This window comes from Pseudoxanthomonas sp. z9 (genome assembly GCF_006542425.1).
Taxonomy (GTDB): domain Bacteria; phylum Pseudomonadota; class Gammaproteobacteria; order Xanthomonadales; family Xanthomonadaceae; genus Pseudoxanthomonas_A.
Genome location: NZ_VFID01000012.1, coordinates 189,912 through 205,855, shown reverse-complemented (window position 1 = coordinate 205,855; position 15,944 = coordinate 189,912). Strand labels below are relative to the sequence as shown.

Here is a 15,944-nt window from a genome sequence, read left to right as displayed (position 1 = left end):
TCCTCAGGCCCCGCTCACGAGGGACAGCGCCATGTCGATCAGTTTGATGCCCACGAACGGCAGCAGTACGCCGCCCACGCCGTAGATCAGCATGTTCCGCCGCAGCAGCACGGTGGCGGTGGCCGGGCGGAAACGCACGCCGCGCAGCGCCAGCGGAATCAGCGCCGGGATGATGATCGCGTTGAAGATCAGCGCGGCCAGCACGGCGTTGGCGGGACTGGACAGGTGCATCACGTTGAGCGCTCCCATCTGCGGCAGCGCGGCGGCGAACAGCGCCGGCAGGATCGCGAAGTACTTGGACACGTCGTTGGCGAGCGAGAAGGTGGTCAGCGCGCCGCGCGTGATCAGCTGCTGCTTGCCCACTTCGACCACCGCCAGCAGCTTGGCCGGATCCGAATCCAGATCGACCATGTTGCCCGCTTCCTTGGCCGCCTGCGTGCCCGAGTTCATCGCCAGGCCCACATCGGCCTGCGCCAGCGCCGGCGCGTCGTTGGTACCGTCGCCGACCATTGCCACCAGCCGTCCGGCGGCCTGCTCGCGGCGGATGCGGGCGAGCTTGTCCTCCGGCCTGGCCTCGGCGATGTAGTCGTCGACACCCGCTTCGGCGGCGATGGCCGCGGCGGTCAGCGGATTGTCGCCGGTGATCATCACGGTCTGGATGCCCATCGCGCGCAAGCGGGCGAATTTCTCCTTGATGCCGTGCTTGACCACGTCGGACAGTTCGACCACGCCCAGCACGTGCCGCCCCTCGGACACCACCAGCGGGGTGGCGCCGCCACGGGCGACCTGCTCGATGCGCGCGGCCAGTTCGTTGGGCACGTTGCCGCCGTGTGCCTGCACATGCTGGCCGATGGCGTCGCCGGCGCCCTTGCGGATCACCCGGTCTTCCACGTCCACGCCGGACATCCGGGTCTGGGCGGTGAACTGCAGGTAGGTTGCCTGCTCCGGCTCGTCCAGGATGCAGCCCTGCTCACGCGCCAGCCGCACGATCGATTTGCCTTCCGGGGTCGGATCGGCCAGCGAGGCCAGCAGCGCGGCGTCACGCAGCTGCGCCTTGTCGATGCCGGCCAGCGGATGGAACGCGGTGGCCTGGCGGTCGCCGTGGGTGATGGTGCCGGTTTTGTCCAGCAGCAACACGTCCACGTCGCCGGCCACTTCCACCGCCTTGCCGGACTTGGCCAGCACGTTGGCCGACAGCGCGCGGTTCATGCCGGCGATGCCGATGGCCGGCAGCAGGCCGCCGATGGTGGTCGGAATCAGGCACACCAGCAGCGCGATCAGCAGCAGCGGATCCACCTTCACGCCGACGAAGGCGCCAATCGCTGGCAGGGTCGCCACCACGATCAGGAAGGTCAGCGTCATTGCCGCCAGCAGCAGGGTCAGCGCGATCTCGTTGGGGGTCTTCTGGCGGTTGGCGCCTTCCACCAGCGCGATCATCCGGTCGAGGAAGCTGTGCCCCGGCTCGGCGGTGATCTTCACCACGATCTCGTCGGACAGCACCTTGGTGCCGCCGATCACGCCGGAGCGGTCGGTGCCAGCCTCGCGCAGTACCGGCGCCGACTCACCGGTCACCGCCGACTCGTTGATGGTCGCCACACCACGGATGATCTCGCCATCGGCGGGAATCTGCCCGCCCGCCGATACGATGACGTAGTCGCCCGGACGCAGCTCGGCCGCCGGAATGCGGGTTTCGGCCCCACCCAGCGCGGTCTCCACCCGGCGCGCCACCAGATCCTTGCGCGCGCGCCGCAGCGATGCGGCCTGGCCACGGCCGCGCGCTTCGGCCACTGCTTCGGCGAAGTTGCCGAACAGTACCGTCACGAACAGGATCGCGGTCACCGCCCAGCCGAAGCCGGCTGGCGCCACCCCGGCCAGCGTGATCACCGCCGACAGCAGGGTGCCGCCCATCACCACCGCCATCACCGGGCTGCGAATCAGGTGCTTCGGCGCCAATTTGAGGAAGGCATCCCGCAGGGCCGAGCGAAGCGCCGCGCCGTCCATCAACGCCGGGTGATCCCGGCGGGTTTTTTCCTGGTAAGAAATCGTCGTCATGGAAGTGTTCTCAGTGCGCGGCCAGCGACAGGTGATCGGCGATCGGTCCCAGCACCAGCGCAGGCGTGAACTGCAATACTGTGAGGATCACCACCACGGCCACCAGGGTCAGCGCGAAGGTAGGCGTTTCGATATGCAGGGTGCCGGCCGATTCGGTGGCGTGGCGCCTGCCGGCCATGCGCGCGGCGACCACCAGCGGGATGATCAGCGCGGGGAAGCGTCCCAGCGCCAGCGCCACCACGCAGCTCAGGTTCCACCAATAGGTGGCGTCGCCCAGCCCCTCGAAACCGGAGCCGTTGTTGGCGAAGGCGGAGGTGTATTCGTAGAAAACCTGGCTGATGCCATGGAATCCTGGATTGGAATTGCCGGTGATCGACGGGACGGCCAGCGTGATCGCGGTCAGTCCCAGCACCACCAGCGGCTGCAGCAGGATCAGCAACGCCAGCAGGCGGACTTCGCCGGCCTCGATCTTGCGGCCGAACAGTTCCGGCGTGCGCCCGGTCATCAGGCCGGCCAGGAATACGCTCAGCAGCAGGTACACGATGAACTGCTGCAGGCCGCAGCCCACGCCGCCCCAGATCGCGTTGACCAGCATGTTGACCAGCGCGACCAGCCCGGTCATCGGCGCCAGCGAGTCGTGCATGGCGTTGACCGAACCGTTGTTGACCTGGGTGGTCACCGCCGCCCACAGCGCGGACGCGTCGGCGCCGATGCGTACTTCCTTGCCTTCCATCAGCGCAGGATCGGCAGCCGTCGCCGAATGCGCCTCGGACCAAATCGCCGCGCCGGTGGAGACGACCGACATCAGCATCATGCTGCCGAACACCAGCGCGGTGAACTTCCGCCGGCCGGTGAACGCGCCGACCATGAACACCACCGACACCGGGATCAGCAGGATGCCCAGGGTCTCCAGCAGGTTGGACAGCGGGGTCGGATTCTCCAGCGGCACCGAGCTGTTCGGGCCATACCAGCCACCGCCGTTGGAGCCCAGCTGCTTGGCCGCGACCATCGCCGCGACCGGGCCCAGCGGGATTTTCTGTTCGCCCATGCCGGCACTGCTGTCCACCGGTGTCGCCACCGGACCGGCGGCGAGCGTGGAAGGTACGCCCTGGCTGGTGAGCAGCAGCGTCCACGCCAGGCACAGCGGCAGCATGAAGCGGACCGTCGAACGCACCACGTCGGCCCAGTAGTTGCCCACGTCCACCCGGTCGCTCGCCTCTCCGGTTCCGCCTTCCTGCGCGGTGTTGGCGCCGCCACGGCCGCCGAACAGCGCGCGCAACGTCGCCACCACCATCGCCAGGCCCATCATCGGCGTCACCACCTGCAGGCCGACGATGCCGGTCATCTGCGACAGATAGGACAGCTGTGCCTGGCCGGAGTAGTGCTGCTGGTTGGTGTTGGTCAGGAACGACACCATCGTGTGCAGCGCGGTGTCCCAGCGCATGTTCGGGATGGCGTCGGGATTGAACGGCAGCCAGGCCTGGGTCATGAAGATGACCCAGGCAATCAGGCCGACGATCAGGTTGCTGAGCAGGAACGCGCCGGCGTAGCCGCGCCAGTTCATGCCCCGCTCCGGGCGCGTGCCCAGCAGCGCGTAGATCGGCTTTTCGATCCAGCCGAACAGCCGGTCGCCGCGCATCGGCGCGCCGCGCATCACCGCCGCCAGGTAACGGCCCAGCGGCCAGCCCAGCGCGATGGCGAGCGCGAAGACAAGAAATGCTTCAGTCATTGTCATTCACCCGCATCAGAATTCTTCGGGACGCAGGATCACGTAAAGCAGATAGCCTGCCGCCACGATCACCGCGATGCCACACAACAGGGCCAGCCAACCAGGCATGGGAGTTCTCCTCAGAAGGACGCTTGCAGGGCCGCCTCGACGCGCGAGCCGGCCAGATCCGGAAACAGGCGCCTGGCGGAATCGTCGGTGGCGTGCGCGGTCACACGCAGTTCGAACGGCGCCTTGAAGGCCCACACCGCGCCCAGTTGCGCATGCGCGTAGCTGTCGCCATAGGCGTCGTCCAGCCAGTAATGGCCGACCGCGCCCTCCAGCCGCCACTGTTCGCCCAGCGGAACGCGCGCGCCCAACTGCGCGTAGGTGCCGTTCCGACTCGTCGCCAGGGCGTCGTTGGACCAGCCGAGCTGCGCCCAATAGTTCTGCTTCCAGGTCACGGTGCCGTTGAGTTCGGACCAGTTGAGATCCACGGTCGTGGCCGGATAACGGTAGTGGGTGAGGTTGACGTCGAGCGCCCAGTCATCGGCCAGGTTGCCGGCCCAGCCGACGACGAAATCGAATTCGCTGGAGGCATGCGTTTCGGGGGCGAATTCCACGTTGGAACCCCACACCGACCCGTAGAGACCGTGGCTGGTGGCGGCCTTGAAACCGGCCTGGATCGCCGGGTCGCCCTGGGTCTGGCTGGTGCCGCGCCAGACGTAGTCGGTGGTGAGGGCGGCGTTGCCGCTGACGGTGGCGGCGACGGCGGGGCTGGCGAATGCCAGCAGGAACACGCACGCCGGAAGCGACGTGCGGAGGGGAAGAATGCGCATTGCGGGATGTCCACGCGGAAAGGGCTCCGCGGCTGTGGAAATCTTCCCGCCGGCAGGCGTAAAGCCTCCATTCGCGGCCCGGCTGGCCGCGTAAATTCATCGTAAAAACCGGGGAAACCGGCGTATTGGCCGGTTCGGAGGCTCAGTCCCTCGCGGTGCCGTCGTCCACGCAGTGATCCAGCACGTCGCCGGTGTGCTGGTTGAACACCGGCGCGGCGAACGGCGCCGGGCCAGGCGTGCGGCCAAACGCTATCGGCCGGGTTACGCCGCGATAGCGGCCCACCGCCGGATGTTCGATGTTGGCGACGATACCCTCGGCCAGCACCTGTGGATGATCGAACATGTCCTCGATCCGGCGCGCGGCCGCGCAGGGGACCTCGTCACCGAACAGGGCTTCCCATTCCAGCGCGGTGCGGGTGGCCAGCGCATCGTGCAGCAGCGGCACGATTTCACTGGCGTGCTCGGCGCGCTTGCGCACGCTGTCGTAGCGTTCGTCCGCCGCCAGCGCGTCCAGGCCGGTCTTCCCGCACAACGCCTTCCAGAATCTGGGCGTGTTGGCGGAGATGTAGATGTGGCCCTCGCGTGCCGGATGGATGCCGGTGACACCGCCGGAGCGCATGTCGCGGCCGATATCGAGCGATTCGCCTTCGGCCCAGATCATCCGCGCCGACTGCATGGTCAGCGCGCTGCGCAGCAGCGACACCCCGACGAACTGGCCGCGCCCGCTGCGCTCGCGCTCGTACAGCGCCGAGGACACGCCCGCCGCCAGCAGCGCGGCAGCGTAATAGTCCACCACCGAACCGTAGATGATCTCCGGCGCGCCACCGCGCTTGCCCTGCAGCGCGCACATCCCGGTCATGGTCTGCAGGACCTGGTCGTAGCCGGCCTTGTCCTTCATCGGGCCCTGCTCGCCATAGCCGGTGACGGCGCAGTAGATCAGGCGCGGATTGATCAGGGTCAGGCGATCGAAGTCGATGCCCAACCGCTTCGGCACGGAAGGCCGGAAGTTGTGCACCAGCACGTCGGCCTCGCGTACCAGCCGCAACAGCGCGGCCAGTCCCTCGGCGGACTTGAGGTCCAGGACCATGCCGATCTTGCTGCGGTTCACGCCCATGAACGCGCGGCTCTCGGCGGCCAGCGTGGAGGGATACTTGCGCAGGTTATCGCCATCCGGCGGCTCGATCTTGATCACCTGCGCGCCCTGGTCCGCCAGCAGCGTGCAGCCGTAGGGACCGGCGATGTAGGCGCTCAGGTCCAGTACCTTGACGCCGCTGAGCGGTCCTGCGGGGCCCTCGCGCCGCACCAGGCCGAAGGGAGACGGGTTATCCATGCGTGAAGTTTCCATCGGGTGCCGCCAGCCGTGCCGTGGCCAGTCTCCCGCATGCTCCGGGGACGAAACAGCGGGACCGCATATTTTCAGCGGCGACAAATTCTTGCTTGCCCGGCGCGCGCATTCCGCTACTCCACCGCCCGGCCGCCATCCTGCGGATCCGCCCAGGCGGCGGGATCCGGCGCCAGCGACAGCCAGCCCAACCGCCATGCGCCATCCTCGCGGCCGCCGGCGCGGTAGTACGGCGCGAACCGCAGCGGCGCGCGGCCCTCCAGTTGCATCTCCACATCCACGCCCGGGCCACCATCGGCGGCGGCGAGTTCACGCAACCATCGCGCCGACGGCGCGTCCGGCAGGTGCACCGCTTCCTCGTGCTTGAATCCGTCAATCAGCCCCGTCGCGTACGCCAGCGGTCCGCGGGTCAGGCCGACGTAGTCGTAACGCAGCACCTGCTGGCGCACCGGCGAACCGTCCGGCGCGCGCGATTCCTGCACATTGCGGCTGCGGCGGAGATGAAGCGTCGGCGTCATCGGCAGGCGCAGCGATACGACATCGCCCGCCTGCCAGTCACGGCTGATGTCCAGCCACTCTCCCGGCATGATTCCGGCATCCAGCACCTCGCCGTTCACGGCCACGCGGGCCCCTTCCGTCCAGGCAGGCACGCGCAGGCGCAGGGTGAAGCGCATCGCCTGTGTCGGTTGCAGTGTCAGGGTCACGTCGTCCGCGAACGGGTAACCGCCCGACTGGACGATCCCCACTTCACCCTTTGGCAAAGCCAGCCGCACCTGTCCGGGCGCGTAGAGATTGACCTGCAACGCGCCGTCCTCGGCCACGCCGTAGGCCAGCGGTGGCAGTTCCTCCCACGCCATCGCGCCGCTGGACTTGCAGCAGCGCCAATAGGTGGTGTGGACGCGCGGGCCATTCGGGAACGAGTAGTAGCACCAGTCCTCGCCGTTGGGCGCGGCGGCGCCGAGCAGATCGTTGTAGGCGATGCGCTCGATTTCCTCGGCATGGCGCGCATGCCCGGTGATCCGCAGCAGCTCGCGATTGAGCTGCAGCCATGCCAGCACCGAACAGGTTTCCACATAGGCCTGCGGGCTGAACACGCCGGCGGGATTGAACACTTCGCGCGAGCGATGCGCCACCCCGCCCCAGGGACCGCCGCCGAGGGTCAGGTGGTGATCGCGGATGTTGCGCCACAGGTGATCGACCGCGTCGCGATAGCGCGCCTTGCCGGTCGCCCGGTGCAGCTTGGCCAGGCCGACCAGGTTCCAGGCCAGCTGGTAGGCCTTGCCGGTGGCGATTTCCGACGCGTCGGCACCTTCCAGCGCGCGCCGGATCAGCCCCAGCCGCGGCTCGGCGTCGGCCTGTCCGGCGATGCGCTCGGCCAGTTCCAGGTAGCGCAGGTCGCCGGTCGCCAGATGCAGTTCCACCGCCGGATCCATCAGCACCGTGGCCGACATGCCGAAGTGGTTACCGAGCGAGGTGATGTCGATGCCGCCTTCGCCCAGCGTGCGCCAGCACAGATCGCCGATGCGTTGCGCGGCGGCCAGGTAGCGCTCGTCGCCCAGCGCGCGCCAGGTTTCGATCAGGCCGAGGATCAGATAGCTGTGGGTCCAGATGTCCCAGGTCCGCCAGGCCGGCGCGCCATCCCAGCTGACCGGCTTGGGCGGCTGCGGACGCATGAAGCGGCGCTCGGGTGCGTAGTTGCCCAGGTAGCCGTCGTCGGCCTGGCGGGACAGCAGGTAGTCGGCCACCGCGCGCAGGTTGCCGCGCAGATCGGCATCACCGCTGCGCGCCACCGCGCGGGCGGCAGCGTACAGCCACTTGCCGGCGTGTTCGCCGTACCAGTCGCCTTCCAGATTCCCGCGGGTGTGCTCGGGATGGAAGATCGCGATCGCCGGGCTGTCCGCGCCGGTGATGAAGTGGCTCAGGCGACCTCGCCGGCTGGCCTCGATGGCCTCGCCGAGCACGCCTTCCAGCACCACCGCGCCAGCGGGCGCGGGGACGAAGCGGTCGCCCTGCGGGGCCTGTGCATTCACCGCCATGCCCTACTCCGCGTCCACCACGCAGCGGAAACCGAGCATGCCGGAACGATCCTTGCTCGGCGCCATCAGCAGGTACTTGCCGTGCTGATCCAGCCGGTATGCCTGCGGGAAATACCAGTGCGAAGTCTGCGGCTGATAGGCGCTGCCGCCGCGCAGGATCGCCGCGCGGGTGTGCTCGTCGGCGTACTCGTCGGTCCACTGCCACACGTTGCCGACCAGATCCTCCACACCGAACGGGCTCGCGCCCTGCGGATACGCGCCGACGTCGGCCGGCGGAAGCAGGCGGCGCCCGCGATTCACCGGCGGCACCGCATCGGCGCGCCAGTCGTTGCCCCACGGATACAGCCGCCCGTCGGTGCCCTGCGCGGCGTATTGCCATTCCCATTCACGCGGCAGGCGCTTGCCCGTCCATGCGGCGTAGGCGCGCGCGTCCTCCAGCGAGACCCAGGTGACCGGCTTGTTTTCCCAACCCGGGCGCGGTGCGCCGTCCTGCCAGTCGCGCAGGAAATTGTGCGCGTCGCGCGGCGCGTAGCCGCTGGCCTCCAGGAACCGTTTGAACTGGGCATTGGTGACGGGATGGCGATCGATGTGGAACGCCTTCATCGCCATGCGACGGCGATGGTGGCGCCGGGCGCTGCCCTCCCACGGATATTGCACGTCCAGCCCTTCCCAGGTCTGGCCCTCGATCTCCACGCCGCCGACCACGAACACGAACTCCCCGGCCGGCACGGTCACCATGCCTTCCGGCGCCTGTACGCGCACGTCGGTCGGCGTGATCGGCGTTATCTGCTGCGGAATGGCATGCCAGCGGTTGGACAGCGTGCGCAGCGGCACCCGCGCCAGATCCGCCATCAGCGACAGGAACGCAGCCAAGCCTTCGATCTGGACGCCCTCGTCCAACGCCAGCACCGCACCAAACCCGCGGCCTTCCAGGTTCATCTCCAGCACCGCCTGGTCACCCGTGATCAGCGGTTGCAGCTCCACGCCGTGCCAGGCATCGAAGTACTGGCGACCCGGCTGGTGCGGCAATGCCAGCTGTTCGCCTTCCACGTCGTACTCGTTGCGATTGACCAGCGTCCACAGCACCTGGCCCTCGCCGGGGAAACGGCTGGCGAACACACCCGCCTGCAAGGTCGGGTAGTAAGGCGTCCAGTCGCGGCTGACCATCAGCGGGGCGAAGCGGCGCTCGAGGGTGGCGATGCGGCGCAGCGATTCGGCGTCGCGCGGGGTGAACTGGTTCCACAGGCCCCAGATGTTCTCCCAGGCGTTGTAACCAATACCGTTGAAGAAGATGTACTGGAGATCGTGGTTGCGATCACGGCCCCAGCGATTCTCGTAGTTGATCATGTGGCGCGGTTCCAGCCACTTGAACTTGGCGACCGGCGGAATGACCTCGTTCGGCGCCTTCTTGCCCCAGCTCTGCACGTTCCAGATCAGGTGTTCCTCGGCGCTGATCGTGGATTCCGGCTGCACCACCACCGGCTGGCCGAGCGCATCGCAGGCATCGAAGAACGCGCGCGGCACGCCGTTGTAGGTGTCGCCGTTGATGCCGTCGGCGCCGACTTCCTTCACCAGCCGCGCGATGGCCTGCCAGTCCGCCTCGCCCTGCGCGCGGGTGCCGTTGTCCCAGGGCATGGTCGGCAGGAACACCTTGACGCCACGGCGATGGAAATCATCGACCGCGCTTTTCAGGCCGGCCAGGCCGCCGGGCAGATCCGCGGCCATGTCGAACTGGTTGCGATCGTCGATGCCGATGTTCGGATAGACGTACCACAGCAGCACGCTGTCCAGTCCGCCAAATCGCTGCTCCAGATCGTCCAGGTAGCGATCCACCGTATAACGGCCGGCCACCGGATCGTAGAAATAGCGATCCTCCACCATCATCTGCGCATGCACGAAGTTGCGCTGCGCCCATTGCAGATCGGGGCGTCGGTAGTTGGCGTCGTCGTAGCCGATGCGGGTCAGATGCTCGCGGCGCCAGTCGCGCAGTTCGGCGATCCAGTCGGCCGACGTGGCGTTGACGTCGATCTTCCAATGGCCGATCTCGGCGAATGGCCAACCCGGCGCCTTGCCCGGCGTCGGCAGGTAGCGCTGGGTCGTGACGTGCGAGAACTTGTATTCGGTCTTCGGCACGTGGCGCGGCGCGTCATCGTCGTCGTGGGCGGGAGGGAACGGATCCGGTGCGGCGTTCATGGCGTGGTTCTTTCAGGGAGGGGGATTCAGGTCAGGCCGAACTGCGCGGCCAATGCCTCGCGCGCCTGTGCGGTGGTGGCCGGCGCGTCACGCAGGAAGGCTTCGACCACCTCGCGCGCGGGCACCGAGGCCTGCGCGCCCAGGCGCGTGCAGGCCAGCGCCGACGCCGCACAGGCGTAGCGTAATGCATCGGCCAGGGCGTCGCCCTGCGCCAGCCGCGCGGCCAGCGCGCCACAGAAGGTATCGCCCGCGGCGGTGGTATCAACGGCATCCACGCGGAACGCCGGTTGCAGGAACAGGCCCTCGACGCTGCGCGCGATGCAGCCGCGCGCACCCAGCGTGACCACCACGCAGGGCACGGCCAGGCGGGCCATGCGATCGGCGATGCCGCCGGCGGATCCCGCCAGTGCTTCGAGTTCACCCTCGTTGACGATCAGCACGTCGACCGCGCGCAACAGCGCATCGGGCAGCGACCGCGCGGGTGCGGCGTTGAGCACCACCGTGACTCCCGCGTGGCGCGCGGTGGCGGCATAGGCGGTGACGGTTTCGATCGGTGTTTCCAGCTGCAGCAGCAGGTGCGACACCGCGGCCAGTGGCGGCAGATCGCTGGCGCGCAGCACGTTGTTGGCGCCGGGCGCGACGGTGATTGCGTTCTCCGCGTCGTCGGACAGGCAGATGAAGGCGGTGCCGGTGGGCAGCTTGCGGGACCGCACGATCACCGGATCCACACCGGCACCGCGCAAGGAATCCTCGATGGTGGCGGCGAATGCATCCTCGCCCAGCCCCAGCAGCATGCGGGTGGACGCGCCGCCGGCGCGCGCCGCCGCCACCGCCTGGTTCGCGCCCTTGCCGCCCGGGAAAGTGGCGAAATCGCGCCCCAGCACGGTCTCGCCCGGGGCCGGCACGTGCGCGGCGCGGACGACGAAATCGAGATTCGCCGAGCCGGCGACGAGGATGTGCCTGGGTGTTGCGGTCATGGTTCCAGTGCCTGGTAGACCAGGTTGTAGAAAGGCGTGGCGAGACGGGGCAGATCGTGCGGCTGGCCGTCTGGCAGGTGTTGCAGCAGCAGGATCGCGATCAGGCGTTCCTGCCGGTCGATGGTGAAATAGGTCGAGGCCGCGCCGGACCAGCCGAACGCCCCCACCGAACCCAGCCGGCCGCGTCCGGCCACGTCGAGGATCACCGAGCCGCCCAGGCCGAAGCCTTCGGCGCGGCTGAACTCGGTGACCGGCGGATCGAGCTGTCCCTGCAGATGGTTCATCATCATCAGGTCCACGGTCTTGCGACCGAGGATGCGCTGGCCATCCAGCACGCCGCCATCCAGCAGCATCTGGCAGAACCGTGCGTAGTCGGAGATGGTGGAGTACAACCCGCCCGCGCCGCTGGGATAGGCATTGAGCGATACGCCCGGTTGCCGTGCGCTGCGGTTGTCATCCAGTTCCAGCCGACCGTCGTCGCCCATGCGGGTCAAATCGACCACGCGCCCGCGCGCGGCTTCCGGCACGCTGAAGCCGGTGTCGCGCATGCGCAGCGGCACGATGATATGCGTGCGCACGTAGGCATCGAAGGATTCCCCGCTCACCACCTCGACCACGCGCGCCAGCACTTCGATGCCGGTGCCGTCGTACTTGAAGCGGGTTCCGGGTTCGGTTGCCAGCGGCACAGCCGCCAGTCGCGAGGCAAACGTCGCCAGATCCGGCGAGCCGTGCAGGTCGGCGCGTTCCAGCAGGCGGGTGGCTTCCTCGAAGCCCTCGCCGCCGGTGGCGAAACCCGCGGTATGGGTCAGCAGCTGACGCAGGGTGATGGGACGTTGCGCCGGCACCAGCACCGGCTTGTCCGCCGTGCCGCCGGCGAAGCGCTGCATGTGCTTGAACGCCGGCAGGTAGCGGCTCACCGGATCGTCCAGGCCCAGCTTGCCCTGCTCCATCAGCTGGAGCACCGCCACCGAGGTGATCGGCTTGGTCATCGAATAGATGCGGAAGATGGCATCCTCCGTCATCGGCCGGCTGCGCGCGAGATCGCGGCTGCCATGCGCACGCACCGTGACGACCTTGCCGTCGCGCGCGATCAGGGCCACCGCACCGAGGTAGCCTTGCGCGCCGGTCGCCCGTTCGAGGGAATCATCCAGCCGCTGCAGGCGGACCGGAGAGAAACCTTCCGCCGCGGCGGATACCGCGGACGGAAGGTCCACCACCGGGTCTTGCGCCCGCGCCGTGTGCACGGCCAACAGCGCGGCCATCAGCAGCGGCCACACCCGCTGCCCGTGCGTTGCCTGAAACATCCGACGTGGGGGAGTCGTCCGTTTCAAAAGTTGATGGTGTGGGTGATCGAGACCATGCGGCCGCGGCCCGCCCAGTAGTTCTGGTAGCCCGCGAGCTGCGACCAGCTCAGGATGTACTGCTTGTCGGTCAGGTTCTCGATACCGACCGAGAACTTGCCGAAGCTTTCGGTCTGCACGTTCACACCCAAATCGAACAGGGTATAGCCGGTGGTCTTTTCCTCGTATTCGAAGAAGCGGTTGTCGTAGGCGCGGGTGTCACTGCCCGAAATGTTCCGATCCGCCAGGCGGGTCGCCCCGAGGGTGACGTCGATGTTCGCGGTCGGGTTCCAGGTCACCGCGGCGGAGATCTTGTCGGGGTTGATGTCCAGCACGCCCATCGGCTTGTTCAGGGCACCGGCGCCGTAGTTGCCGGCGGGATCGGCGGCCCAGAACGCGGTCTTGCCACGGATGCGGGAGTACAGAGCGCTGACCTTCCATTGCGGATTGAAGCGCCAGTCGCCGCTGACCTCGACGCCCTTGATGCGGGTCGGCGCGCGGCTGAGGATGAAGTCATTGGAATTCGGATCGATCGCCAGCGAAGTGCCGAACGGTGTCTTGGAGTCGTAGTGCGAGGCGCTGAACGAGCCACGGTCGCCACGCCAGTTGACGCCGAATTCGGTGTTGTCGACGACGATCGCGGCGATGTCCGCGATCCGATCCACCGATTGACCCGGCACGTTGATGTTGCGCAGCGGAATACCGATGTTCGGCAGGCCAAAGCCCTCGCCATAGGAGCCGAACACCGACCATTCATCGGTGATGCGCCAGATGGCACCGTAGTTGATCAGGTTTTCCTTGTACTTCACGCCGCCACCCTGCACGAACACGCTGTTGCGATAGGCAGTGGTGGTGTAGCTGTCGACGTTCAACTCGCCATCCTCGCGGCGATAACCGCCGCTCAGCGTGACCGGGCCGATATCGTAGGTCAGCTGCGCGTAGGGCGCGGTGCTTTCATATTCCATCGGCGGCACCCACAGGCGGTTCGTCAGCGCCAGGCGCTGCTCGGCCGTATCCTTGACGACGTCGACGCCGGTGCGCAGCTCGAGGCCGGCGACATTGAACAGCTCCGGACGGGTCCAGCCCACGCGGAAGCCCTTCTTGTCGGAGACGATTTCGGACTGATCGTAGATGCGGTCGGCCTCGTTGAAGTCATCGTCCACCTTGACCAGCTGCTTGTCATCGCCGTTCTCCGGCAGATAACGCATCGCCTGGTCGGCGTAATAGGCATCGACGCCCAGCGTTCCGCCGAAGAAGTTACCGTGGATGTACTTGATGGCGTACTGCTTGAAGTCGTTGAACTCGGCCTTCTGGCCGAAAATCTGGCCGCGCTCGGACGTGTTGGTGCGCGGCACGGTGCAGGGCGGATCCGCATCCTGGTCTTCCGGACCACGGCAGCCCACGACCTGGACGTAGTTGCCCTTGCCTTCGATCTTGAAGTGGCTGATGGTCGCTTGGATGCGCTGTTCGCCGTTCTCGCCGAAGTTGATGCCACCCTTGAGGAACAGGTTCTTCGCTTCCGAATCCGCAACCGAGCCACTGGTGTTCATGCCGATGCGGCGGCCGTTGCCATCGTAGGAGATACCGCGATCAATGAATGAAACACCGCCGATGAAGTCGGCGTTGTCCTGCTTGTAGGCATGGTTGACACCCAGCTTCCAGCCGGCGCTGTCGGAACCGAACTGGGTGGAATAGCGGGTGGTGACCGTGGTCTCGTGGCCTTCCTTGGTCGGGTTCTTGGACAGGTAGTTGATGATGCCGCCTGCCGCGCCGATGCCTTCGGACGCCGACGGACCATTGATGACCTCGATGCGGCCGACCATGCCCATGTCGGTGAAGGTCGCATTGCGTCCGCCTTCGCGCAAGGGCGAACCCTGCGGCACGCCGTCGAACAGGCGCAGCGCAATGCGGCCACGCAAGGTCTCGCCGGTATTGCTCATCGCCTGGGAGGATTCCGCGTAGCCGGGAACGGTACGCGCGAGCACCGCGGTGGCGTCTTCCGTCACCAGCAGCGTGTGGGCGATGTCTTCCTTGGATACCAGGGTGATCGCGCCCGGAATCTTGTCCACCGCCTTCGGCGTACGCACGCCGGTGACGATCACCTGATCGAGATTGGTGGCTTCTACTTCCCCCGCCTTCGACGCCTCGTCCGGCGGCGGCGGGGTGTTCTGTTGGGCCTTGACGCTGGCGCTGACGGCGGCGGCCAGCAGGAATACGCCGAATGCGGCGGGCACGTGCTTCATGGTGTTCTTCTCTGAGATGGTGGCTGCAAGAACCGCGGCGCTGGCCGCAGGGCTCCCCGATAGCGTTCTTGTTGTTGTTGCGCATCCGCGGGCGGCGGAGAGAATGGCGCCCGCGCTGCCAGACGTTCCTCCCAGACGCCGGCGACAGCCTCGACAATGTCGACAGAGCCTAGGTGCACGCCGTCACGGAAAGAATCCTCCGCGCCTATGTTCAGAGCCTAGTTTTTGTTGGGTGATCCCGGTCGGCGGTATCGATGCAGTGCAGCATCGCGCGTGTTCAGGACAGCTGCGAAACCGCCTGGCTTTCCTGCAGCAGGACGGTGACCAGGCGAATGCGCACGGTCGAGCGCGACCAGACCATGCCGATGCGGCGCGGCACGCATTCGTTCGGCAACGGAATCCGGACCAGGTCCAGCCCTTCCGGCCAGGGCCGCGCCCAGTTGGGCACCAACGATACGCCCAGGCCGCGATCGACCATCACCGCGATCGCGTTGAGCGCGTTCAGTTCAAAGCGTTCGTGGGGAACGATGCCGGCGTTGCGCAGGTATTCGTCGGCCTGGCGGCCGCCCCACTGGTTGCGGTCGTAGCGGATCAGCGGCTGGGTGGCGAGCAGTTCATGCGGGTCGCGGCCGGCCATCGCCGCCGGCGCCAGCACCACCAGCGGTTCCTCGCGCAGCAGCTGCCACTGGCAGGTCTTGGGCAGCGAGAACGGCGCCTGCAGCACGATGGCCGCATCCAGTTCACCCGACTCCACCGCGCGATACAGATCGGCCGAATAGCCCGGCTTGATGAACACGTTGATCTGCGGAAACGTTTCCACCATCCGCGCCAGGATGTCCGGCAGCATCCCGGCCAGCGCGGTCGGGCAGGCCCCCAGGCGCAGTTCGCCGGACACCGCGCTGTCGTTGGCGACGCTGCGCATGTCGGCCACGTCGCGGAGCAGATCCCGGGCCCGCTGGATGATCCGGGACCCTTCCTCGGTGACGCTCACGGTCCGCCCCACCCGCGCGATCAGCGATGCGCCGAGTTCGCGCTCCAGGGTGCGGATCTGCTGCGCCACCGCGGCCGGCGTGATGTTCAATTCGCGGGCGGCCGCCGCCATCGAGCCGCGGTCGACCACGGTGACGAAGGTGTTCAGGAACTGGGTATCCACGTGTCTCCCCCTGGCGTGCGCTCAGGCTACAGGAGCCCCGCCGCGCGCGCGACAGGACCAACGG

11 protein-coding genes are annotated in these 15,944 nt (G+C 67.5%); all 11 read right to left on the bottom strand.

Annotated features, from left to right (window positions below):
* Window positions 1-3 precede the first annotated feature (3 nt).
* On the bottom strand, window positions 4-2,052 hold the full coding sequence (kdpB, locus tag FG323_RS14960) for a potassium-transporting ATPase subunit KdpB (protein WP_141455508.1): 2,049 nt from the start codon (window positions 2,050-2,052) through the stop codon (window positions 4-6).
* Between the two features lie 10 nt (window positions 2,053-2,062).
* The gene (gene kdpA / locus FG323_RS14955; protein ID WP_141455507.1) at window positions 2,063-3,781 is read right to left on the bottom strand and encodes a potassium-transporting ATPase subunit KdpA; all 1,719 of its coding nucleotides are present in this window, start codon (window positions 3,779-3,781) and stop codon (window positions 2,063-2,065) included.
* 15 nt (window positions 3,782-3,796) lie between these two features.
* Window positions 3,797-3,889, bottom strand: coding sequence for a potassium-transporting ATPase subunit F (locus FG323_RS14950; protein ID WP_141455506.1), 93 nt, complete (start codon window positions 3,887-3,889; stop codon window positions 3,797-3,799).
* Between the two features lie 11 nt (window positions 3,890-3,900).
* The gene (locus FG323_RS14945; RefSeq protein ID WP_141455505.1) at window positions 3,901-4,596 is read right to left on the bottom strand and encodes a TorF family putative porin; all 696 of its coding nucleotides are present in this window, start codon (window positions 4,594-4,596) and stop codon (window positions 3,901-3,903) included.
* Between the two features lie 142 nt (window positions 4,597-4,738).
* Window positions 4,739-5,926 (bottom strand): CoA transferase, encoded by a 1,188-nt coding sequence (locus tag FG323_RS14940; RefSeq protein WP_141455504.1) that lies wholly within the window; start codon window positions 5,924-5,926, stop codon window positions 4,739-4,741.
* A gap of 128 nt (window positions 5,927-6,054) precedes the next feature.
* Window positions 6,055-7,974, bottom strand: coding sequence for a beta-L-arabinofuranosidase domain-containing protein (locus FG323_RS14935; protein ID WP_255470199.1), 1,920 nt, complete (start codon window positions 7,972-7,974; stop codon window positions 6,055-6,057).
* A 3-nt stretch (window positions 7,975-7,977) separates the two neighbouring features.
* Window positions 7,978-10,167: an SUMF1/EgtB/PvdO family nonheme iron enzyme gene (locus FG323_RS14930; RefSeq protein WP_141455503.1), complete on the bottom strand. Its 2,190-nt coding sequence runs from the start codon at window positions 10,165-10,167 to the stop codon at window positions 7,978-7,980.
* A 26-nt stretch (window positions 10,168-10,193) separates the two neighbouring features.
* Entirely contained in the window at window positions 10,194-11,144 is a 951-nt protein-coding gene (locus FG323_RS14925; RefSeq protein ID WP_141455502.1) for a ribokinase, read from the bottom strand.
* Window positions 11,141-12,448, bottom strand: coding sequence for a serine hydrolase domain-containing protein (locus FG323_RS14920; RefSeq protein WP_141455501.1), 1,308 nt, complete (start codon window positions 12,446-12,448; stop codon window positions 11,141-11,143). The genes FG323_RS14925 and FG323_RS14920 overlap by 4 nt, the downstream gene beginning before the upstream one ends.
* A 23-nt stretch (window positions 12,449-12,471) precedes the next feature.
* A complete protein-coding gene (locus FG323_RS14915) occupies window positions 12,472-14,727 on the bottom strand; it encodes a TonB-dependent receptor (RefSeq protein ID WP_141455500.1) in 2,256 nt (751 codons plus the stop codon).
* 277 nt (window positions 14,728-15,004) lie between these two features.
* On the bottom strand, window positions 15,005-15,880 hold the full coding sequence (locus FG323_RS14910) for a LysR family transcriptional regulator (protein ID WP_141455499.1): 876 nt from the start codon (window positions 15,878-15,880) through the stop codon (window positions 15,005-15,007).
* Window positions 15,881-15,944: the final 64 nt, after the last annotated feature.